Source organism: Paenibacillus eucommiae, assembly GCF_017874215.1.
Classification (GTDB): domain Bacteria; phylum Bacillota; class Bacilli; order Paenibacillales; family NBRC-103111; genus Paenibacillus_AI; species Paenibacillus_AI eucommiae.
This window is the reverse complement of sequence record NZ_JAGGLB010000021.1, coordinates 165240-189709: the sequence shown is the minus strand read 5'-3', so window position 1 is coordinate 189709 and position 24470 is coordinate 165240. Positions and strand designations below refer to the sequence as shown.

Sequence of the window (24470 nt, the reverse complement as noted above, 5' to 3'; positions counted from 1 at the left end):
TTCAGCGTGCGGGCAAATTGCTTGGCATCAAAGTTGGCGCCAAAGTCCGGAATATTGGGCAGCGTATGAAAATCCAGGTGCACAGCCCGTTTAATTAGTCTCATAAAAGTACCTCCCCGCCCCTCCCCCCGGCAAAGCGGGGGGAGGGACTTAATTCAATCATTTTGAAATGTGCTTACTCCGGCAACTTATACAAGGAAACATCATCGATATACACCTTTTCACCGGCATTGAAGCCCCAATGATAGATTCCTATTTGCAAGTGATCCGGCAATTTTCCATCATAATCCGGTTTAACCTCAAAAATATGCTCAAATTGCACCCATCGGCCTTTCGTCCATGAAACAGGCCTCTCGGCAGATGTTGATTCTTCCAGAGTCCCTTCCCCGTTCTTAACCTGGGTCCACCATTGAATTCTTCCTGGTGTATCTGCATCCAGCGGCAAGTAATAATGAAGCACTGCTTTGTATTTACCGGGAACTATCGGGACTCCCTGATTCGGGCCGCCGCCATTTGTAACCAAGCTTGCCTCCATACTATAGCCACCCGTACGCACAAACGCGTTTGAACGTAAAGTGGTTGAACCGTCATCCAGGAACCAAACATTCCAATCGGTGAAAAACCAAGGTTGATTCGCCACTCCAGTTTCAAATGAAGGGTTCTGCAGGAGATTATTTCCTTCAACAAGATGGACGGGTCTAAAGTCTTCATCCTTCCAAGGCGCTCCTCCCCCCCAACCCAAAAACATAGCTTGACCGTGATAGTTCCGTAAGAAATATCCCATTAATGTCTTTGTTTCAGCCGGATCGATGCCGATGCTCGAGAATGGAATCACTTGAATGACATTCCATCGGTCAGTTCCAATCTGACCGCTTGCCTCCCACTGATTATCTATACCCGGTTCAGGACCATTCGGGCCTTTATTGTAGATGAATTTGACTGCTTTCGGGTTCGTGAAGAATCCGGTATAGCTTCCTTCTACATCGCTTGTCAAATAGGTTTCAACCGAATCGTCTGCCACTCTCCACCAGCCATTCGGCGCATCATCATTCACAATCATTCCCGACATGTTGCTGTCAAAGCTTTCATAACCGGCATATATATTTTCATCATCCCACAGTAAGTACAATCTCGTCTCAGCCGGTGAAGCATCTGCAGATTTCATGCTGATAAATTCAGTGATCGGTACCGCAGCCTGCCATGGACCCTGACTGAAATCGAGTGATTGCAGAATATCCGCTTTGCTGGCGGTCGTTCTGACAGCCGTTGCCGAGAACTGGTTAATACTCCGGATATTTGCCAAGGCTTGCCGGAAATGCTCAGGCACTGCGTTGTTCGGATCCGTGACCGAAGCTACATAGCTTTCGAGCGCAGTAATAAGTCCTTCCTGCACACCATCCCATTTCCCGCCATAGATCGTCAGCGTCATATTCAGTACTGGATCTCCGGTAAACTGATCGATTAATGCTTTGCGCTTCTTCCCCATTTCAAAGCTTTGCTTGAGGTCATTCAGCATATCCCAAGCAGCCTGTTCATTCGTTGGAGCATCGACAGCACCTCGCGGATAGCTGAGTGCCGAAGCTTCATAAAATTCAAATGCACGCAAGAGCAGCTCGGCGCGTTTCTTCTGCTTGCCTGTTCCTGCATGAGCAACAGCCAGCTCCAGGAGACGACGGCTTTCAGTCAAGTCTGCCTTCGTTACCGCTGTTAAATAGCTGTGATCCAGCAGATTGAGATAGTTGGTTCTATTGTCAGAGTTCTTCCAATCCAGATACCAGCTCGTGTCGAATACGCGATCTGTCCAAAAATTTTCCCAATAATCATAGTACTGCTTCAAATAGGGAGCCCCAATATTACCAACTGCCCGCTCATACCATTCGTTCGCCAGCAGATCGACATCCAGATCAGGATTCCATTGCAGCTTGGCCGAAAGCCATGGCTTCGGTCCTTCGCCGAAATTCGGATAGATTTCCGCCACATGGGCAATTACACCGTGATTTTTAGCAAACCTATAGTTTTCCGCCATCTTGTCCAAGTACATACGCGGCAGATTATACGGAGATCCATATAAATATTCATACCAGCCCACATTTTCAGCCTTGGTTTCCCAACTCCTAGTAACCCCTTCCCCGACTTCCCCCACTTCCTGATCAATCCAGGACATACGATCGTCAGTAATATAAGGAATAACATGCGGATTCAGCTCTACTGTTGCAGGTGGATCATACACATTCCAGTAAGCCAAAAGCCCGAAGTATTTATTAGGATGCTCAGCCAGGACACCTTCAACAACTTTGTTTACCCAGGAATAATACACATCGGACATATCCAAAACACCAATTGAATTTAACTTACCATTTGCCCGTGCCATGTCGGCAGCACAATAATTATTGCTATCATTTATCCCCAAAGAGAATGACAATGCATCGGGAAAGTTGTTAAAATAATCAACAATCCTCCATATAGCAGCATCCGCAGTCTCGTCATTGAAGCAAGGCTGCCATGAGTATGGATGCGTGGGGACAACCCCACCTGGATAGTATTCAGGATGATTAGCAAATACTTGCGGATCGAATAAAATATTTAAGTAATGGTGAAATTTCACAAGATCATGCATGCGATTACGTTCAGCCCAATCAGCCGTTGTTTGCAAAGTGAACCATGCTTCCGTACCAAAGAAGTGGCGGGATATCGCGGCCGGCTCATCTCTTACTGTATTAGCGGATACGATTATTTGTTGCAGCTGCGGCACATCTTCACCATCCGGTCCTGGCATCAGCCAACGGACTCCAACGTATCGTTCAAGGAACTCGTAGACGCCGAATTCTGTTCCCCAGCTTGTCGGACCTATAATTGAAAGCGTATTCTCATATGGCAAAATGACAAATCCATCCTCAGCCAAATCTTGTAGTTCTCCTGTGATAAGGCTTTCTGCTCCCGGAGCTTTGACTCCGACATAAAGGTGTGCATCATCGCTATATGAAGTACCCGATGCTGCCAGCTGCGCCGTAGTCAAAACCGGTAAATCTGCGCCTGTTGACTTCTTAATATACTCAGCAAGTGTATTGGCGGCAGCACTTACTTTGGGGTCAACATTCGGTTCAACAACAATTACCGCTTTTTCTTGACCATTCTCCACGATGCTTAGACCAGGTACAGGCTCAAGGATGATGCTAATGACCGCAGTCTCCCCGTCCGTCACGTCAAAGGCATTTGATATGTTGTCGATATAATTCGCCTTCGTTACTGTAACTGTGTAATTGCCAACAGGAACCTGGGAAATCTCAAACATGCCTGCGTTGTCTGTTACGGCAGAATAAGTAGTGCCTGTTACCGTAACGGTTGCTCCCTCAAGCTTTACATTTGCCGTATCTGCTACCTCACCGGTTATGGTGCCCAAGGCAATACCTGGATTTGGCGTCGGACTTGGTGTCGGGCTTGGTTCCGATGAAGGACCTGGTGTTGGGCTTGGATCTACTGTCGGGCTTGGGCTCGGGCTTTGACTTGGTGTCGGGCTAGGACTCGAGCTCGGGCTTGGGCTTGGTTCAGATGTTGGGCTTGATGTTGAGGTTGGTCCAGGTGTGGGGGACGTACCCTTTGGTGTTTCCCCAGTTCCAGTTCCGGTTCCAGTTCCGGTTTCTGTTCCTGTACCGCTTCCCGTTCCACTGCCTTCGCTACCTGAGACCCCAAGCAAGGAATGGGTACGATCCAGCGTAATGACTGCCTCAGCGCGAGTCATTGGTGCCTTCGGACGAAAGCTGCTATCCTCGTATCCGTTCATAATCTTTTTGGCCGAGATTGCACCTACTGCGGCTTTGGCCCACTGCGCGATTTGTTTAGCATCACCGAAAGCATTAGCCGTATCGATTCCGCTCTTATCATCAAGCTTCAATAGACGGGCGATCATTACCGCTGCTTCCTGCCGGCTGACTTGCCGTTTCGTACCGATCGTACCGTCGGCATAACCGTCCACATACCCGGCATGTATCGCTCTCGCTACTTCAGCGTAAACCCAGTCGGACGCTTTTAAATCTGTGAAGCTGACTGGAGTCTGGTCTATGAACCCGAAAGAACGGTTGATTAGCGCCATCAGCTCTCCCCTTGTGATCGGACTGTCCGGTTTAAATGTACCATCCGGATTTCCTTGAACAAGTCCTCTGCTAAACCAATCCAGCAGTTGTTTTTCTGCCCAATGTCCGCTTATGTCCGAGGGCTCTTTGGTACCGGAAGAGGGTGTGGAAGAAATACTTGCAGCATGAGGCCCTGGGGTAGCTGCAGTTCCATAAGACGTACTGAAGCCAGAAAACAAAAGACACAAAGTCATGAATAGCATCATACATTTCCTGTGCGATTTCTTAAATCTCATCGTTCTATACCTCCCTTTATTTGAACATCCCTCTCCTGACTGACTGACTGACTGACTGCCTTTAAAGGCTTATGTTAAATAGTAAAGCGTTTCCTTTTCATCTTGACTTACGCATGATCTCCTTCATATTTTCACCCCCCTGCTTATTCCACTGTCTCAAAAACGCAGGCAAAAATTAAGGATAAGACTAAGTTAGTTAACCCTTATCTTATCCCCTGAGCTATTATCGTTGTCTGCCAAGCTTATTTTTTAACACGATCTATGGAATCCTGCCATGCTTTGTCCCAATATGCCTTTGACTTGTCTAGTCCCAGCTTTTTCAGTTCGTTTAACGCATTCTTTTTCTCTGCTTCATATTCGGTCTCTGACTTGGCAAGAACTATTTTCGGCATAGTCTTCCACATGTAATCTTTAATCGCATCATCGATCCGTGTAATCTCATCGGGTGCCGTACCTATAGCTATTCCGCCTGATGTATCAAACAACGAAATTTTTAATTTACCCTGTGCCGCCAATTTCTCGATCGCATCTGCCGGATAAGCACCGCCATAATGCTTGGCAAAATCCAGCTGGAATCCTTTCCACTTTGTATTTTTGATTTCCAGATCTGTGAACAAATTGAACGAGGTTTGATCTTTGGAATTCACTACATAAGGGCTCAGCCCATATATTAAGTTGTATTTTCCGATACCTGTCGTCTTCTCGTATTCTTGATAATTCTGTTCACGCTGCTTAAGTACACTGTCCTTAAAAGTAGGTAATTTATTCACATAGTCCCAATGCTTTCCTTCAATGCCTCTAGTTAACAAGGCCATTCCTTCATCACTGTACAGATAGTTCAATACTTCCATTGCTTTTTCCGGATTTTTAGTATTTTTCGAAATGGCGAAGGCTCTGCCCGCTTTTCCAAGAGAGGATACATTGGTCTTATAGATGTAGTGATTCTCCATAGGAATCGTAATGAATCCGGCATTTTCAACATCCTTCAGAGCCTCGTTTGCCCCTGCCTGCCACCAAGCCCCTATACCGGACAATATTTGCAGGTTGGTCTGCTTATTCTGATACTGATCCAGCTTCTGAATGAACGATTCCGGATCCAGCAGCCCCATTTGATTCGCCTTGAAGAAATACTTCATACTATCCCAGAAGGCGCCATCTTCATTTTCCAAAAGGTTGTATATTTCATTGTTCGCATCCAGTACATAATTGCCTGCACCCTCCAGATAACCTTGTGTGAGGGACATTTGGATATAGAACGGCCACAGCCCCCAACCCGCTTTATCGACAAAGGAGGATACCCCGTATACTTTTTTACCGTCTGCCGTAGTGGGATGCTTCTCTTGCATCGCTTTCAGCACGTTGAGAAGATCATCTGGATTTTTGATTTCAGGATAGTTTAATTCTTTGTAGTAATCCCATCGTATCAGGTAACCTGCACCATAATCGGCAAAGGGCTGATTCTCAACCATTTTCGTCGTAGCACCGACCTGCATAGGAAGCAAAAACAACTTATTTTTACCAGCACTTACATACTCACGATAATAATCAAGCGCATCAGGATACTTTGAAATATCCTTTCCTTTATTCTTAACGAGATCGTCTAACGGAAGGATGAGATCCCCCTCGATCATTTGCTTGTAATCCTTTTCAAATACGTTCATGATATCCGGCAGTTCCCTGCTTGCCATCATCAGCTTAAGCCTATCTTCATTCTGGTTAATGAATTCAATCTGAACACCTAACCGATTCTCAAGCTCTTTGATGACCTCATCCTTTTGAACGCCATCAGATGGCAAAGGAACATTGCTGTAATAAAAAGTAAGCTTCACCGGTTCATTATTTGCATTACTATCTGGTGTCGATTGTACTTCCTCACTGCCTTCATGATCTGCCTTTGGCGATGAAGTGCTTACATTACTTTGACCGCTTTTTCCGCTGCACCCAACTATAAAGATAATCATCGCAACAGATAACAGCAGCAGTATCACTTTCCTTTTATCCATCCTTCAATCCCCCTTATAAATAATATGTACATCCAACCACTTCTGGATGATTTAAATTATAGACATTCCCCACAACAAGTTAAATAAACAATGTTACAATTATAGACACTTGCTTCCTGTCCATTTCCAATACAACCAACTACAAGATTTCAATTATGTATTATTCTATGAATTTATGCGGGAGCACAAGCGTCACCCGGGTTCCTTCCCCTCCAATGCTCTGAATCGACAGTCCATAACCGTCTCCAAAATGAAGCTGTATGCGTTTATGAACATTTAACAGCCCCGTCCCGAACTGTTGGGTCCAGCCTATGTTTTCTTCTTCGCCCGCAAGCCACGCATGAATCACCTTGAGCTCAGCTGCAGGTATGCCCCTGCCTTGATCAGAGATTACAATGACAAGATTCCCTTGTTCCACTTCTCCTTCCAAAGATATTTCGCCAACCATCTTATTGGCTTCCATACCGTGTACAATCGTATTTTCAAGAAGAGGCTGTAAAGTAAAGCGCAAAACACTGCTGTTTAACAGGGGTTCAGCCAGTTGGTTTTGAATAATGATATGTTCACCATAACGAATGTTCATTATCTTTATGTAATTTTCCAAATAGCCGATTTCCTCACGCAGTGTCCAGGTCAGTGAAGGATTGCTATAAATGGGTTTGAGTAAGCCCGATAAAAAGGTAATACTGTCAGCGATATTCTTGGCCTGGACGGCAATCGCCATCCATTTGATCGTGTTCAAGGTATTGTATAAAAAATGCGGCTGAAGCTGGGACTGCAGCAAGCTGATCTCAATTTCACGTTTTTCTTTTTCCGTTACTTTGTTTCGTTCTATCAGATCATATATACTTTGCGACATTCGGTTAAACCCGCGAATTAGCTTGCCGATCTCATTATTGGAATTATTTAATTGGGTACCAATCCGGCCTATTTCCAGTTCTACCATAGCCTCGGTTAAACGTTGAAGCGGCTTCGTGATTTGTCGGATATAATAAAAAGATATAATCAATGCAAAGAACACACTGCCTATAACAATCCACATCATTTTGCTCCGCAAGGTCCAGATATCCCTGACTAAATCACTTATTTGTACATACTTGACTAAAGTCCAACCTGTTTCACCAAGACGGTAGTAAATCACTTGCCTTTTCTTCTCGGTGAAACTGCCATATTCGCTACCACCAAGTTGAAGCAGCCTGGCATCTACCCTTGTGCCGATTGACGATTTGTTAGAGCTGGACACCACCCTTCCATTATCATCAAAAATATAAGTTCCATCTTCCTCGAATTTAGACAAGCTGCCATACATATCTTCAACCAAGTTTTCCTTCACACTCAGCATAAATCCATTCCATTTTTTGCTGTAGATTGTGCTGAAGCTGCGGATGACCGAAAGAATAGGCACGCCCTCTCCATTGTCCATATTGCTCATACCGCTCTGCAACTGCTCCGACTCATTAGGGCCTAACCAGATAATGTCACCCAATGAATGGCCTGCTGTTTGAAAGGCAAGCGTCACTTTGTTCCAATGCACTTGATCCGGTTCGTACATATAAATAGGTGCCTTATCATCCAGGCCAATAATATAACCATCAGAGGTCAGTAAATAGATAGAAGAAATAAAATCATAATTTTGCACAAGCAGCGACAGCTGATTTAATAGTTCATTGACCTCAATAACATGCTCGGCGTCATAAGCAGTAGTCCCCTTTTCCTTGTTCATATAGCTTTCTATTTCCGGGTTAAGCAGCAATAATTTAGTCACTTTGTCAATTTCATTACGAAAAGCCTGGATACGGTTTTCTGTTTGTTGGAATAGCTGCAATGTAGAGTCTTCGCTGCGCGTTTTTAATATGTCCAACACACCATTGTAAATCAGCACAGAGCTTAAAATGAGCATAATGATGCTCATGACCATAAAAGATAAAACAAGCTGCACGCGAATACTACGCCAAAAGTTGCGGAAGCGAGAGATGCTAAAGGGTTTCATCGTGTGGCACCTCCACATTCCCCCAGTTCACCATACCTTTTCTACGAAATTCTTTGGGACCGACACCTGTTATTTTTTTAAACGCACGGCTAAAATAGCTTTGGTTGGCAAACCCTGTTTGTTCGGCTACTTCATAGGTTTTACAGAACGTCCCGAGCAGCAATTCCTTGGCCTTTTCAATCCGGTGCTGCAGCAAATAATCTGCGAAGTTGATTCCGGTTTCTTTCTTGAACAAGCTGCTAAGATAATTGGGACTTACTTGCACAGCATCCGCCAGTTCGTGTAGAGTCAGTTCCTCAGCATAATGCTCATCAATATATCGGATAACCTCGGAAATCTCCTTGCTCATCATCGTTCTTTTGGGCATATAGTGAATCATTTCATCCAGATATTCTCTGAAAATATCCACCAATTCCTGCAAAGTGCCTGCTACGGAAACACGTTCACTGTAAGCGGATACGATTTCCGGCATATTCACATGAGAATGACTCATGGAGAGCGCCGATAAATGCAACCAATGCATAATCGTTTGTTTGATCATACCCGCACTTACTGCACCATTATGGGCGATGAACATACGGACCTTTTTCTCAAGCATTTTTTTCTCATATTCATTAGCATGATTCCATTCAAGTACAAGTCTGAGTATATGTTCCTTCGTTGCATCCGGCAGGACATGGTCAGTCTGCTCCCCTGCCTTGATGTTGCAGTTGTATCCAAGAAAAAACTTGGCCTCCAATGCCTTCATGCATTCGCGATACTGCTCTTTCATTGAATGGTAACCTTGCTGCGCATCATGCATAACAAATGTAACGGTATTATTAAAATACATGTAAAGCACACTACGTATATGTTCAACAATTTTGTACAAGGTCTCAACCATCTTTTGTTCGCCGAATGTATCTTCAAACCCGAAAAGAAGTATGTAGCGGCTGTCCGCATCGGCGTACGCCTCCCCATAGCCGTAATTAGCTATGACTTCGTTCAATATATTCAATAGGGACATCCGGACCAGCTGTCCTTTCTTATCTTTAAAGCGTTCACATAAGTGATCGAACTGGTCAATTTCCATGAGAATAACAGCTACTTGCTGCGGATTTAGACGCATCTCCAGATTTGCAGCTTTAGCAGCAAATTCGACCTCATTGTAGCGCGAACCAAAAAGAAAATCCTTGACCAAATTGTCCTTAAGGATATGCATATCAATATCTTTTGGCGAGAGCGAGAGTACTGGCTTATGCAAACGATCCAGCCTTGTACGAATGTTCGTCAGAATCTTTCCCATATCTTCCGTTGTCATTTCCAATTTCAATATATAGTCATGGACATTGAAAGCTAATGCCTTTCGCACAACGTCAAAATCCTCCACGCAAGACAAAATCGCAATCTCTGTATTCGCATCAAGCTCTCGTATTTTTGCAATCAATTCCATACCATCCATGACTGGCATTTTGATATCGGTAATAAGTACTTCAGGCATTTCTCTACGAAAAATGTCCAAAGCTTCCTGACCGTTCGTCACATCCGCAATCACGGTCATATCGAATTCATTCCAGTTGATGGAATGCTTTAAAGCCAATCTTACCAGCATTTCATCTTCGGCAATAAGCACTCGGTACAACGCAATCCCCTCCTATAAATAATTTTCCTGCTACGGCAAAGTATACAGGATGAAACTGAAAACTATCAATAAGAAAAACACCTTGTTGGAGTACTTTGATGGGCGTGTTCATTATGATGGTGCGTGGAGGGAGGGAATGGCTGTGGGCTCCAGCCGCTGTTAAAGATTTGTTCCCTTGAACGGAATGGATGAGGATGTTGGAACAAATCTTTAAAGGCGGACGCTATCGCTCTTCCTCCCACAGCCCTTCCCTCTCTTTAGCTACAATCGCACGAATCATACGAATACCAAGCTCAAACGGACTGCCAGCAAGGCTTTCTCTCTTGGCTGGAGGAGATTTCCTAGTGGGGCAGGCGCTGGGAATGAAGGGTTGCTACTTTAGCGATGTTTTTCATCGTTAAAGTAGTTGGTCGTCTCCACAATCTTACTTTAACGATGAAAAACATCGTTAAGTCCAGCACACGCTCATTGGGGAGGTGGGCTGAAGCGATGTGGGACCCAGCAGCTCCATAGAAAAAGACATCCTTCTCCAAATATAGAAAGATGTCCATTTACTTATCCTTTCACAGCCCCAAGCATAATCCCTTTAACAAAAAAACGCTGCATGAAAGGATAAACTAATAATATAGGTAATGTCACAATCATGGTCATTGTCATTTTGATCGATTCTGGTGTTACTTTATTTTCCGCACCGTCAAGAACGTCCATTGGGTTCGTTGATACCGCAGAGTTTAAGTAGTTGTACAGCATTACCTGCAAAGTCTGCAAACTCTCTTTTGTGACGAGAAAATAATTATCCTGCCAGGCGTTCCACTGATCTACTGCAGCAAATACAGCGATAGTTGCAATGATTGGCATTGACAAAGGCACTATTATGTTTCTGAAGATCTTTAAATAACCTGCACCATCCATCATTGCCGATTCTTCCAAAGCAGCAGGTAACTGCTCGATAAAGGTTTTAATTAATACGATATAAAAGCCGTTAATGGCCATGGGCAAAACATATAATAAAAAATTGTTATCGAGATGCAGTAATTTCATAGTTAGATACCATGGAATCAAGCCTGCGTTGAAATACAGTGTTATCACGACAAAGCGGTATATTAATTTACGGAAATACAGCTCTTGCTTTGTGACGATGTAGGAAAAAAAAGTGCAGCAAGCCACCGTTATCAATGTCCCAATTATGGTGCGGAGTAATGAAATGAGAAAGGTCGAGTAGATTATTTTCATATTCAACAGATTTTCATAATTAACGAAATTGATTCCTTTCGGTAATAAGAAAAGTCCACCTGCCGCTTTCGTCGGGTCACTAATGGAATAAATCAGAATGTAATAAAAAGGATAAATACAGGCAATAGTTAAAAAAACAAACAGTGCATAATTGCAACAATAGAAGATTGTTTCCGATACATTCACACGCTTATTGGACATGCGGCCACCTCATCAAGCAATTTTTTATATGATCGATTGACCACGGAGTCTTTTGGCCAAAAAATTTACGGAAAACAAAAGAATGATGCTGATCAATGTTTTCCCCATACCTGCAGCTGTAGCAAGCGGATAATCATTTCCGTGGAATGCGATGCGATAAATATAGTAATCAAGGACTTCTAACTTATCTGCGACCATTGGATTGTAAAATACGAAGAACTGGTCAAAACCATTACTCAGCATACTGCTAACACTCAACAACAGAAGTACAACGTAAGTGGGCATTAACCCAGGCAAAGTCACATGCCAAATACAGCGAAACCGACCTGCTCCATCAATTTTGGCGGCATCATAAAGCTGTGTGTCAATACTCGTGATCGCAGCTAAATAGATGATGGCATACCAACCGGTGTGCTTCCAAATCACAATTGCCGTCTGTACGTACCAAGCTATGGCTGGATCGCCCAGAATATTGACCGGGTCTTGAATCAAACCGAATTTCATTAGCATGGTATTGAATATACCTTCAAACGAAAAAATGGAAAAAACTAAAGAAAAGATAATAATCCAGCTAATAAAATGAGGAAGTGTTGTCAATGTTTGAACGATTTTTTTGAATCTTCTTCCCCGTATTTCCATAAGCAGTATAGCGAAAATAATCGGCAATGGGGAGGTCAGTATATTCAAGAAGCTGATCGCAAGCGTGTTCAATAAAACATTTCCTATTTCGCCGTTAAGTAACAATCTGAAATACTTAAATCCAGCAAAAGGTGTCTCAGATAAGGCAATGCCGGGCTTATAATCAAAAAAGGCATAAACCCAACCGAATAACGGTACATAACTAAAAATAAATACCATGGCAAGGAACGGCAAAACCAAGATAAACAACGATAACCTACGCCACGAAATTTTCGTTTTGGGTTTTAACTTTACAGTGACTGCTTGTTGTAAGTGCATAGGTTTCTCCTTTCTAGATTGGATAACCAAAATTATAACGCCTTACACCAGAAGGATAAATAAACAATGTTACAATATTAGACACTCGTTTCCATTCCTCTTCACCATAAATCAGGAAGCACTTGCAATTATGTATTATCTTATGATTTTATGCAGGGACTTGACTTTTCACTGAAAAACACACCATTCTTGAGCGTCCTTTGAGGGGCGTGTTAATCACATGGGGGCTTGGGGGAGGGAATGGATGTGGGCTCCAGCCGCTGTTAAAGATTTGTTCCCTGAATGGAATGGATGTAGTGGCGGAACAAATCTTTAAAGGCGGACGCTATCGCTCTTCCTCCCACATCCATTCCCTCACTCAGTTACAATCGAACGATTCACACAAACACCAAGCTCAAACGGACAGCCAGCAAGGGTTTTTCTCTTGGTTGGTGAGATTTCCTAGCTGGCAATGGCGCTGGGATTGAAGAATGAGAGGACCCGGTGCTTTTAACGATGTTTTTCATCGTTAAAAGCACCAGGCCCTCTCCCCATACTTACTTTAACGATGAAAAACATCGTTAAGTGAAGCACACGCTCAATTCGGGGGAGCCGGGCTGCTGCGGGATTGCTCTACGCCAGCCCTTCGATCTATCAGCTGCAATGTTCAAAAAAAAGAGAAGCCACAACGGCTCCTCCCAAATCAAACCTAGTCAAACTTATTTAAACCGTTCCTAATTGCAAATAATCAAAGCCAAGCTTCGCCGCACCCAGCAGGCCGGCTTGATTCTTGTATGCTGCCGGAATGATGATTGTCCGAGAAACAGCAGGGTTGGCATAGCGTTCAAACCGCTTTAATACTTCGTCCCACCAAAGGCTCTTTGTTTCAATTAATCCGCCTCCGACAATAAATGCCTCGGGATCATAAATATTAGCCAGGCTTACCATAGCTACGGCGAGATCGTCAATGAATGTATCCAATACTTGTTCAGCTACGCTATCTCCGGCTTGAAGAAGCTGGAAAAACTCCTTGCCCGATGAAATGGCCGCCTCCCCCCGAAGCTCGTTATAGCTCCGAAATAATGCCGTCCCCGAGCAGTACTGCTCCAGGCAGCCCCTTTGTCCGCAATTGCATGGCTTCCCATGCGGATACAAAATGAAATGGCCGATTTCTCCAGTGCTCCAATGGTGTCCGTGGATCAGCTTTCCATCGACAAATACCGCTGCTGCCACGCCTGTGCCCAGAGTCAAACAAACCACGGAAGCATATTCCTTGCCGGCTCCTAACCATTTTTCACCAATGCCTGCAGTATTCACATCATTATCAATAACAGCCGGAATCTGATGCTTGGCTTCTATATATTGCTTTAATTGCAGCCCTGTCCAATTTGGCAGGTTAGGAGTAGCGAAATAGACCGAGCCTTCTTGTACGTTTATGCGCCCAGCACTGCCTATGCCAATTACATCCACTTTTACCTGCCAGGCTACAAGCTCCGAAATTAACCCGTCTAAACCTGCAAGCACGTAATCCCTGCCCCTTGAGGCATCAGTGGAACGCTCTTTGCTAAATATAATTTCTCCGGTTTCATTTACAATGCCGCCTGAAATTTTCGTTCCGCCAATATCAATTCCTATCGCCAGCACGCTTGATCATCCACCTTTTTCATTCTAGCTTCCTTAAACCATCCAGCTTCCTTACTTCATTTTTTTCGCACTGCAGCTAACTTCTGCACTCTAACTAACTCCCACACTCCTGCAAATAACGATTGATCGCGGTAACATTTTTCAGTGTAATGACCTGCGGTCTTGTAATTCCCGCACCAATGACTACAGCATGGGCTCCTAATTTCATTGCTTTGACAGCATTGTGGTGATCCCAGAATCGGCCTTCAGCTACAATCGGAGCTGAGATTTTATCGGCGAGCGCCTGTATGATATCGAAGTTGGGCTCTTGCAATTCTATAGGCAAATCCGAAGGCTGCTGTGTGTATGAAGTATAGCCATTCAACGTGGACGCGATGATATCTGCTCCTGCTTTCCAGGCGACAAGCCCTTCTTCTACCGTTGATACGTCCGCCATGACCAGAATGTCCAGCTCTGTTTTGATAGCATGAATAAATTGCTCTGTGGTTTTACCATCTGGTTTGAGTAATTTAGTCGCATCCACAGCTACAATTTCTGCTCCGGTTTCCGCGACAGCTCTGACTTCTTTCATTGTGGGAGTAATATATGGATAGCAGTCCGGATAGGGCTGCTTGATAATCCCGATCACGGGGATGCTTACGGCTGCTTTAACCGCCCTAATATCAGGCAGTGTATTCACCCGCACCCCAATAGCTCCACCCATTTCAGCGGCAACAGCCATTCTGGCCATATAGCCGGAGCCAAAAAACGGCTCATCCTCCTGTGCTTGGCAAGAAACAATCAGTCCTCGTTTAAATTCATGTAGTTGCAACTTTAACCCTCCGCTTTTTAGTCATGTAATCCAGGCTGACTGCTAATAACAGCACGCCACCCTTAACGACCAATTGATAATATTCGCTTATATTCAGTAAAATCATGCCATTCGTTAATACACCCATGATCAGAATCCCGGTAATAACCCCGCTGATCCGGCCTTCTCCGCCATTCATGCTCACTCCGCCCAAAACTACGCCAATGATTACATCCAGCTCATACCCCGTGCCTGCCGTGGGTTGACCGCTATTTACCCGGGACAGAAGAACCAGTCCAGCTAAGGCGCTCAGAAAGCCGCTCAGGCAATAAGCAATGTATTTGACTTTGCGTACGTTGACACCCGACAAGCGGGAAGCTTCTTCATTACTTCCAACTCCGTATACATATCGGCCAAAGCGGGTTTTTTCCAAAACAATATAGCCTGCTACAAAGCAAACAATCATCACAATAACTGGTACCGGAATACCAAGGAAATATCCTTGCCCAACGATCGAGTATCCCTCAGGCAGCCCATAGACTGGCAAACCGCCAGTAATGATATACGCTATGCCGCGTAAAGCAGTTAAGGTAGCTAGTGTAACAATCAGAGGGGGAATCTGAATTTCATGAATGAAGTACGTATTCATAAGACCTATAATGATTCCGACTATTAAAGTAATGATGCAAGCCAGGAATGGATTCATTCCGAACAGCATCAGCTTTGCCGCCAGCACGGCCGAAACTCCAATGATCGAACCAATCGATAAATCGATGCCAGCGGTCAAAATGACATACGTCATCCCAACTGCCACTATGCCGATAATGGATACTTGTCTTAAAATATTCAAGAGATTGTTAACGGACAAAAATGCATCCGAAGCAACCGAAAAGAAAAGAATAAGGAATAGAAGCACAAAATAAATCCCATATTTGATCAAGGCTGATCTTATCGCCACCGGCAAAATGCCTCCTGTCTAAAATAATTCAAATGCCCCCATGCACTGCCAAGGAAGATCAAGGAAAATCAAGGAAAATCAAGGAAAATCAACGAAGATCGCTTGGAAGATCGCTCGTAGCCATGGTCAAAATATGCTCTTGGGTCATATCGCTTCCCTTGATCTCTCCCGTTAACCTTCCATCTTTCATGACCAAAATACGGTCAGACATTCCGATCAGCTCAGGCATTTCGGATGAAATCATAATGATCGACTTCCCTTGGTTGACCAGATCGCGCATGAGCGTGTAAATTTCCTGTTTAGCCCCGACATCAATTCCTCGGGTTGGCTCGTCGAAGATTAGAATATCACAATGCATGGCCAGCCATTTCGCCAAAACCACCTTTTGCTGATTGCCCCCGCTCAAATTTTTAACCAGCTGCTGCTCGTTTGGTGTTCTAATAGCCAGCATTTTAATATAATCGGCAGCGAGCTGTTTCTCTTGTGAAGGCTGAAGCATGCCCGCTTTTGTAAATTTACCTAGAGAGGGGTAAGAAATATTAAATTTAATATCCATATTGAGCAGTGCCCCATGCTGTTTACGATCTTCCGGAATCAAGCCAAGCTTATGCTTAATAGCATCTCGAGGCTGTTTAAACTTCACGATTTGACCGCGGATATAGATCCCGCCTTTGGCAATGGCGTCAGCGCCAAAAATTGCCCTGGCCAGCTCCGTTCTCCCCGCTCCCACCAAACCAGCTATCCCCAGAATTTCTTTTTCTCTTAAATCAAAAGAAATATTGTGGATCTTTTCATTGGAGATTCCTTTAACTTCTAGAATCACAGCTCCTGAGCCAGCAGACTTTGCAGGATAATCCTGCCCCAGTGATCGTCCAACCATAAGGCTGACCAACTGTTCTTTATTCGTGTCTTTGCACTGTAAGGTTGTAATATACTTGCCGTCCCGCATGACAGTGATCCGATCAGACAAGTGAAAAATTTCATCGAATTTGTGAGAAATGTAGATAACGGTCATCCCGCTCTGCTTCAGCCGGCCTACAATCTCATACAGCTTCGCAACCTCGCTGGCCGTTAAGGGAGCTGTGGGCTCATCCATGATCAGCACCTTCGCATGGGCCGAAATCGATTTGGCAATTTCAACGATTTGCTGGAATCCAACGCTCAGCTCCTTCACAATGCTTTGTGGAGGAATATGCACACCAAGCTGGCTAAGTATACGCTCCGCTTGCTGATTCATTTCCCGTCTGTTCAAGAAAAAGCGGCCGCTTATTTCTCGTCCATAGAAAATATTTTCAGCAACCGTAAGACTGGGGATTAAATTGAACTCCTGGTAAATCGCGCTAATCCCTTCTTTTAGGGCAAAAATAGGGTTTACGCTTTGCATTTCCTTACCCTGGTATACAATAGTTCCCGATGTAGGTTCAATCGCCCCTGTTATCGTCTTGATTAAAGTGGATTTGCCTGCGCCATTCTCGCCGACAATCGAGTGCACTTCCCCACGTTTAAATTCAATCGACACCTGATCCAGTGCCTGGACACCCGGATAGCTTTTACTAATGTTTTTCAGTGTTAAAATGGACTCATCCAACAGCCTGACCTCCCTGAAAGCGGAATTCCTCTGTCATTATTCTTTGATGAAATCCGCGGCATTATCGATCGTTACCGTTTTCATATTGACTGCGATAGGTTCAGCGATGGGTCCGTCTTGCATCACTTTAACGGCTGTATCGACAATTTGCTTACCCATTCCATTGGGATCAATGTCTATCGTGGCGCGATAAATCGTATCTTCCTTAATTTTTTGCAAGGCTTCCTGCGTGGCATCCAATCCGCCAATGAAAAAATCAGGAGTGTCCTTTTTTGCCGCTTTCACGACTTCATACACACCCAGCGCGCCCGCGTCATTCACGGCGGCTACGACCTTAACGTTTGGATGAGCCTGGAGAATCGTTTCCATAGCTTTCATACCTTTTTCCACTGTGTTTGCAGATTGATTGGCAACGATTTTCGCATTGGGCGCATGCTTGATAATAGCCTCGCGAATGCCGTCAGCACGTTCAATAATCGATTTCAGCTCAGGAAAATCAATAATAGCGACTTCCGCCTCACCATTCAGCTTCTCAGCAATCCATTTACCCGCGACTTCGCCAATAGCCGAGCCATAGCCATGTTCAGGAACAGTCAGAAAGGCATCGGAGCCGACAATATTCTGATTCGAGCTAATCACCACGATATTCGCTTTTTTCGCTTCTTTCACAGCTGGTTCAAGCGCTTTCTCATCCACCGGACTAATGACGATTACATCCATTTTCTGCGTAATAAAGTTTTCTACAGCGCTTACTTGATTGGCCGCATCGCCTTTTCCATCATGAACGGTTACGGTGTATCCGAGTTCTTGCGCCCTGGTTTTCACACCCTCTGACAAGTCTACAAAATAAGTATTGGCCAAATTAGCTACGGTAAATCCAATTTTCAATTTTTTCTCAGCATTCGGTGTTTCCGTTTTAGTACCATTAGGTGTATTTCCCGGAGTACTGGTTGAATTTCCGCCGTTTCCACTTGAACAAGCTGCTAGCGCCAGTGCCATTACGATAATAAGTAGCGAAAATACGCTTTTTCTAATATTTCTCATGTTTACCATATGAACCTCCAATGTAATAGTCCGATTAATAATCTGAATTTTCAAATAATAACAACTAAAATGTGACCTTACTTTTCCCTTGCTGCTTCGCTTCTATCGTATTTAACGCAGGTTAATCACCCCCTTCATTTAATGCACTTTGAAAATAGCATGGAGTGAGAATGAAACAAGGCGGTAGCGGCCTTTGAAACTGTATGGTTACCGCCTCATCCATTCATTTAGAAAATTAGCTCATTTTAAAATAACTTTGTATTTATATTTGTCACGATTGACTACCCGGTAATTAAACTCAATGGGAAGTTCATTGAAATAAGTGATACGCTTAATTAATAAACCCGGCGAATTTTTCTTGATTTCCAGAAGATCGGCTTCCTCTTTATGAATCAGTATGGCGTCAATCACTTCTTCCGCGATATTAGGTGCGATATGGTAGTGCCCCTTCAAGGTTTCATAAAGAGAAACTTGGCCAAAATCAAACTGATCCAGGCCAGCAAACAGCTTGCAGGGCAAGTAGGAGCGATCTACTACTATTTTCTCATTGTTAGCCATTCGCAATCTTTTAATCAAATACACCTTATCTTCTTCGTTCAGCTTTAGCGCCAGGCGCACTTCTTCTTCGGGAGTAATCGTTTCCATAGCCAGCACGGCTGAAGAAGGTGTAAAACCTCTTCGCTTCACCTCATCGGTAAAGCTATAGAAACGAAACAGCTCCTGATTGATGCCAGAAAACTTAACAAACGTACCTTTTCCTGATTTACGCTCAATAACGCCTTCGTGCTCCAGCTCCGCTAACGCCCTTCTGGCAGTAATGCGGCTCACCTCATATTGCTCACACAGCTCCGCTTCTGAAGGAAGCTTGTCTCTTACCTTCCATTCTCCAGCCTCTATTTTATTTAAAAGAATTTGTTTCAATTGATGATACAATGATAATGGGTTATTTTTATCAATCATCTTATCAATCCTTCCACCCTTCAACCTGTTATAACATTATAATATTATAAATTTCAAAAAAGTCAACATTTTTTCGAAAGACCTCTTGTGGCGTCCTTTGAGGAGCGTGTTCGTCGCTTGAGTGCGTTGCGGAGGGAATGGCTGTGGGCTCCAGCCGCTGTTAAAGATTTGTTCCCTGAATGGGATGGATGAGGAGGTAGGAACAAATCTTTAAAGGCGGACGCTACCGCTCTTCCACCCACAGCCATTCCCTCTCTTTAGCTACAATCGCACGAACACCAAGCTCAAACGGACAGCCATCAAGAGTTTCTCTCTTGATTAGAGGAGACTTCCTAGCGGGCGCAGCGCTGGGAATGAAGAGCGCACAGCTGAGCAGGCTCTGCTAATTTAACGATGTTTTTCATCGTTAAAAGCATACGTTCCGCTCCAATCCTTACTTTAACGATGAAAATCATCGTTAAAATCCCTTTTTAACCACCCTGAGAGGCCATCCGGCCTCTTTTAACGATGAAAATCATCATTAACGTGACCGATTGACCTGGAACACTTGCTTTAAAGATGAAAAACATCGCTAAGCGGAGAACACGCTCATTTCGGCGGAGGGCGGGCTGCTGCTAACGCTCAAAAGGACTGCCAATAGAGGTTTGCTTTCTGAGGGAAGGGGATAATGGCGATAGGGAAACCTGTGCTTCCAGTAGAGTAGAGAACTGGAATTCATTGGAGGTCGAAACCATCTTTTTACTTTTCCAGCTCCCCCTGCATCAAACCGTACGTGAGGTTTTCCCTCATACGGCTTTCCGATGTTCTTCTTTCTTCCGCGTTACGGTACTTTCCTAGCCTACAAGTTTCTTTAATCCTGAATACTGTGCAACGATGCCTGCTAATCTGGAGTTACTATGCTTTTTACGACGATTGCGTTTCTTGTTCCAAAACAGCATCAGTCCTTTTCGAATATACCAGTCGCTTCGGATTTTCCTTGGCTTCAACCTTAGAATCTCTCCACCAGTTGCCTGTCAGCTACGAGACGACTTGGCTCTTACCTCGATTGATCTTTCATCAATTAGTTGTACCTAGCTTTGCTAGGCGCGCAAATCAAAAAAAGAGCCACTTGGGCTCTCCTAGCAATTAAATTTGAACGATATGAACATCTTGTCATCACTGCCGATTAACACCTTTTTAACACCTGCGTTTACACAATGAATCAGCCCTTTACCGCACCAGCCGTAACACCTTCGATAAATTTTTCTCTCGCAAACAAGAACACAACGAAGAGCGGAATAAATGAAAGAAACGTTGCTGCCATCATTTCCCCTGATGTGACCTGTCCAAATGATCGCATTCCCGCTATAGCGACAGGAAGTGTCTTCATCTTTTCTTCAGTCGTTATAATCAACGGCCACAGTAAGCTGCCCCAATTCAAAATGAAATGAAAAATGGCCAGTACCCCAAGCGAAGGCTGAATGATCGGCAGCACGATCCGGAAGAACATCCCATACTCACCGCATCCGTCCAGTTTGGCTGACTCTAGAAGCTCCCCTGGTAATACCCGAATAAATTGCATCATCATAAAAACGCCAAAAGCATTCGGTATAGTCGGCAAAATCAAACCTAGGTACGAATTCGTCCATCCCAGCTTATCCACAATCAGAAAGCTTGGAATCAGCGTCACAATGCCCGGAATCATCGTCGTCGCCAAGATCAAAGCAATTAATAATTGTTTTCCTGCAAATTGCTTTTTGGCGAAAGCGTAGCCGGCCATGGAGCAAAAGAGAAGCATGAACACCGCGCCCACGCCGCATACAACCGCGCTGTTCAAAAACCACCTGCCAAAGTGGTAGGTATTCCCCGTAAAAAGATTGATATAGTTAGAAAAGTCTCCGTCATCCGGCCACAATTTGGGCGGGTAGCTCAATAAATTTGTCGTCTGCCGGAATGAAGATACCAACAACAGCCATACAGGTAATAAAATGCCTAAGGCACTTACGATTAGAAATGCAAACCTAGCTATTTCACGCACCAGGCGATCACTCACCATCCGAGTTCCTCCTTCCTTACAAATCATTCAATATTCCGTATCCGATCTTAATGTCCTCATTTGAATTAGAGAGATCAGAAGTATAAAAGCCATAAAAATTAATGACATCGCAGCTCCAATACCAATCCTGTCATCCAATAATGTCACACGATAAATGAAAAATACGACACTCTCGCTTCCCCGCACTGGCCCTCCGTTAGTTAGAATAAAAATCGAATCAAAAATTTGCCCTATGAAAATGGTAGTCATAACAACGTTCAGCAGAATGGCGTTTTTAATCATCGGCAGCGTAATCCGCCAAATTTCCTGCCACCAAGAGCAGCCATCGATCTTGGCCGCATCCGAATATTCGGATGGAATACCACGCAGTGCAGCTACATAAATAAACGTAAAAAAGGTTGCACCCTTCCAGATTTCCAGGATACACACAGCCAGTTTTGCCATGAATGGGTTACCAAACCAATCCACTGCCGGCAAGCCAATTGTCATCAGCAAATAATTTAATGGGCCGTTCTGGGAAAGAACATAGGCGAATATCACCCCGCCTGCAACCATCGAAATAATTAAGGGCATGAAGAAGACCGTCTCAAAGACCGCATTCGTCCTGCTTTTTCTGCGAATCAAGAAAGCCAGCAGAAGAGACACGAATTGGCCTAAGGGAATGATGATGGCAATGTAGAGCAACGTGTTCAGAAATCCCCTCAAGTATATATTGGCATTGGAAAAGACTTTGAGGAAATTATCGAATCCGATCCACTCCATCGCCTTGAGATTCAGCAAACTGCCCTGAGTAAAGCTCAGGCAGACGATAAGGATCATGGGGAGAATGGAAAACAGCGCAGCCAGCGATAAATACGGCAGCACGAAGGAATAGGACACCAGCGTCTGCTTCCATTTCACTTTCATCGTTGACATATCAGCCCTCCTTAAATGCGTGACAAGCGAAGATAAATCCTGCTTCCCCGCTTGTCGAGTTTTCATGTATGCTATCGTTTAATTTTCATATTCTTTTATAGCATCCTTAATAGCCTGCTCCGGCGTTTTGCTTCCTAACAGGACGGCGTCCTTCATATTGCGTATGATGTCAAAGACTGTGCTGAATCGGTCGTTAGGCGGATATAACTGCAGATTTTTGATCGATTCTTTGACAACATCCATGATTTCGTCTCCCTCATACATGTCTTCGTTGATTTCAGGCAGCGGTGAAAGGAAATTCGCTTTCTCCAAATACAGGCCTGCATTTTCTTTGGAGGTCAAGAATTGGATAAATGTCCAAGCTTCGTCCTTATGCTTCGATTTTTCTGCAATCGCCAGCATACCAAGACCGCCGTAAGCTTCCCTCTGTTTATTCGGATCGCCGGCCGGACCCGCTGGATTCAAGAACGCACCAAGCGGAAAGTCAGGGGCATTGGTTCTAACTGTAGATATGTAACCAGCTTGAGCCATGATCATAGCTATTTTATTTTCTTTATAAAACGCCTGTCCCATTTGATCGTCGTTCGTAAACACAGTCGGCTTTGGCGCGACTTCGTATTTCAGCACCAAATCCGCCAAATACTGCAGCCCCTTGATGCCCTCCGGTGTATGGAAGCCCAACTTGCTCACATCCTTGTTCCCATCGCCGTACAAAAATGCTCCAGCCTGCCCCATCCAGGCAATCACGTTCTGCTCAGATATTCCGGCGACAGCATAGCGTCCGTCTGTGGCCAGCTTCTGTGACACTTCGACCATCTCCTCCCACGTTTGTGGAGGTTGAACATTCGCCTCTTTGAACAAATCTTTGTTATACAGCACGACAGAGCTGGCTGCGATATACGGCATTGTATAGATTTTTCCATTTATCCTCATATAATCAATGATGCTCTGCGAATATTTAGCCTGTTCTTCTTCAGAAAAATAGGTGCTCAGATCAGCTAATTGCCCATTTTTGGCGAATTTCACAAAGTATTCAGGCATATACGAAAGATCAGGCGGGTTTTGTCCGGCAAAAGCGGCGGTATACTTTTGATCCCAACCATCCCACGGCGTTTCTAGAAACTCAATATGAATGTTCGGATTCTCCGTTTCGAACTTTTGGATAATCGTGGCCCATACATCCTTCTCGTTAGCAAAATGAGGCGCTTTCCAGAAGGTGAGCGTCACCTTCTCTGCGGATGGTTCTCCCTCTTTTTCTTTGTCACTATTACTGCAAGCGGTAAATAGCATCATAACTAAGATACAAACAACAACCAGAAACCCCTTTTTAGTTTTCATAACCTACTTCCTTCCCCCATCATGATTTGGATTTTTTGCAGATGTTTCCGGCCAGCAGACGCTTGGCGTTTAATCCCAGAATATCGAGCTTCACGGAATCGGGAATTTTGGCAAACGCAACATGGCCGATTTCCCAACAAATATTGTTGAACATCGTGTCGCTGGAAAAAAGAATTTTGGCAGTATCCGCTCTCTGTACGATGTTCTCCAGCCAAATTCTCGAATAAATGAAGGCCCCATTCAAATCTAGATATATGTTGTCAAACTGGTTAGCCAATTGAATGGCAACAGAGATTTCGGGCTCCCTGCCGCCGCAATGGCCGAGTAAAATCTTCGTATTTGTATAGGTGGCAGCAATTTCCCGAAACATGGATGGTTCCGAATGGGCCCCCCAGGCATGTGCCAGTACGATCAGACCTTTGTCATTGGCATATTCCCACATGGGTATGTAGTTCTGGTCCGTGATCGGATAACGGTTAATCTCCGGGTGTACTTTGATGCCGATGTATTGTTTGGACAAAGCGAAACAGCGTTCTGCCACATCAAGGCTCTCGTTAACCAGGGATGGAATATACGTCACCCACCCCAGAAGCTTTTCATCGTTTTGCATATAGTTGTAGAGATCCAGGTTAGACCCCAATATCCCGCTTGCCAACCCTCTTAGCATAGAAATCGCCGAATAATTGACGCCCACACTCTCCATCGTCTTGTTGTATTGAATGATCTGCTCATCCTCGTCCAGATAGGGAATATACAAATTGTTATAAGCTCCGATATGACAATGCATGTCAATCAGCATGATTTCTTGAAGCGGGAGCCCGTTTCTCGCTAAATCTCTAATGTTCATT

Annotated in this window: 18 protein-coding genes; all 18 read right to left on the bottom strand. The window is 44.3% G+C overall.

All coding sequences use genetic code 11. The features are described 5' to 3' along the window. Positions 1 to 175: 175 nt before the first annotated feature. On the bottom strand, positions 176 to 4366 hold the full coding sequence (locus J2Z66_RS26460; RefSeq protein WP_209975739.1) for a DUF4838 domain-containing protein: 4191 nt from the start codon (positions 4364 to 4366) through the stop codon (positions 176 to 178). A 242-nt stretch (positions 4367 to 4608) separates the two neighbouring features. After that, a complete protein-coding gene (locus tag J2Z66_RS26455; protein WP_209975738.1) occupies positions 4609 to 6369 on the bottom strand; it encodes an extracellular solute-binding protein in 1761 nt (586 codons plus the stop codon). 160 nt (positions 6370 to 6529) lie between these two features. Then, complete coding sequence (locus J2Z66_RS26450; RefSeq protein WP_209975737.1) at positions 6530 to 8359, bottom strand: sensor histidine kinase; 1830 nt, start codon at positions 8357 to 8359, stop codon at positions 6530 to 6532. Beyond that, positions 8346 to 9971, bottom strand: coding sequence for a response regulator transcription factor (locus tag J2Z66_RS26445; protein ID WP_312894782.1), 1626 nt, complete (start codon positions 9969 to 9971; stop codon positions 8346 to 8348). The genes J2Z66_RS26450 and J2Z66_RS26445 overlap by 14 nt, the downstream gene beginning before the upstream one ends. A gap of 350 nt (positions 9972 to 10321) precedes the next feature. Then, positions 10322 to 10531, bottom strand: coding sequence for a hypothetical protein (locus J2Z66_RS26440; RefSeq protein WP_209975735.1), 210 nt, complete (start codon positions 10529 to 10531; stop codon positions 10322 to 10324). A gap of 4 nt (positions 10532 to 10535) precedes the next feature. Beyond that, positions 10536 to 11414, bottom strand: a complete 879-nt coding sequence (locus J2Z66_RS26435) for a carbohydrate ABC transporter permease (RefSeq protein WP_209975734.1) — start codon at positions 11412 to 11414, stop codon at positions 10536 to 10538. A 24-nt stretch (positions 11415 to 11438) separates the two neighbouring features. Further along, a complete protein-coding gene (locus J2Z66_RS26430; protein ID WP_209975733.1) occupies positions 11439 to 12371 on the bottom strand; it encodes an ABC transporter permease in 933 nt (310 codons plus the stop codon). A gap of 702 nt (positions 12372 to 13073) precedes the next feature. Next, the gene (locus tag J2Z66_RS26425) at positions 13074 to 13994 is read right to left on the bottom strand and encodes an ROK family protein (protein ID WP_209975732.1); all 921 of its coding nucleotides are present in this window, start codon (positions 13992 to 13994) and stop codon (positions 13074 to 13076) included. A 94-nt stretch (positions 13995 to 14088) separates the two neighbouring features. Then, positions 14089 to 14805 (bottom strand): N-acetylmannosamine-6-phosphate 2-epimerase, encoded by a 717-nt coding sequence (locus tag J2Z66_RS26420; RefSeq protein ID WP_209975731.1) that lies wholly within the window; start codon positions 14803 to 14805, stop codon positions 14089 to 14091. Next, positions 14792 to 15742 (bottom strand): ABC transporter permease, encoded by a 951-nt coding sequence (locus J2Z66_RS26415; RefSeq protein WP_312894778.1) that lies wholly within the window; start codon positions 15740 to 15742, stop codon positions 14792 to 14794. The genes J2Z66_RS26420 and J2Z66_RS26415 overlap by 14 nt, the downstream gene beginning before the upstream one ends. 88 nt (positions 15743 to 15830) lie before the next feature. Continuing rightward, a complete protein-coding gene (locus J2Z66_RS26410) occupies positions 15831 to 17330 on the bottom strand; it encodes a sugar ABC transporter ATP-binding protein (RefSeq protein ID WP_209975730.1) in 1500 nt (499 codons plus the stop codon). Between the two features lie 36 nt (positions 17331 to 17366). Next, positions 17367 to 18383: a sugar ABC transporter substrate-binding protein gene (locus tag J2Z66_RS26405; protein ID WP_209975729.1), complete on the bottom strand. Its 1017-nt coding sequence runs from the start codon at positions 18381 to 18383 to the stop codon at positions 17367 to 17369. A gap of 231 nt (positions 18384 to 18614) precedes the next feature. Next, positions 18615 to 19334 carry a GntR family transcriptional regulator gene (locus J2Z66_RS26400; protein WP_209975728.1) on the bottom strand — a complete coding sequence of 240 codons (720 nt, stop codon included), beginning with the start codon at positions 19332 to 19334 and terminating at the stop codon, positions 18615 to 18617. An 833-nt stretch (positions 19335 to 20167) separates the two neighbouring features. Next, a complete protein-coding gene (locus J2Z66_RS26395; protein ID WP_209975727.1) occupies positions 20168 to 20320 on the bottom strand; it encodes a hypothetical protein in 153 nt (50 codons plus the stop codon). A 215-nt stretch (positions 20321 to 20535) separates the two neighbouring features. Continuing rightward, positions 20536 to 21369 carry a carbohydrate ABC transporter permease gene (locus tag J2Z66_RS26390; RefSeq protein ID WP_209975726.1) on the bottom strand — a complete coding sequence of 278 codons (834 nt, stop codon included), beginning with the start codon at positions 21367 to 21369 and terminating at the stop codon, positions 20536 to 20538. Between the two features lie 27 nt (positions 21370 to 21396). Beyond that, on the bottom strand, positions 21397 to 22284 hold the full coding sequence (locus tag J2Z66_RS26385) for a carbohydrate ABC transporter permease (protein ID WP_209975725.1): 888 nt from the start codon (positions 22282 to 22284) through the stop codon (positions 21397 to 21399). 78 nt (positions 22285 to 22362) lie between these two features. Next, entirely contained in the window at positions 22363 to 23622 is a 1260-nt protein-coding gene (locus J2Z66_RS26380) for an ABC transporter substrate-binding protein (protein ID WP_209975724.1), read from the bottom strand. Between the two features lie 19 nt (positions 23623 to 23641). After that, positions 23642 to 24469, bottom strand: coding sequence for an amidohydrolase family protein (locus J2Z66_RS26375; RefSeq protein ID WP_209975723.1), 828 nt, complete (start codon positions 24467 to 24469; stop codon positions 23642 to 23644). Position 24470: the final 1 nt, after the last annotated feature.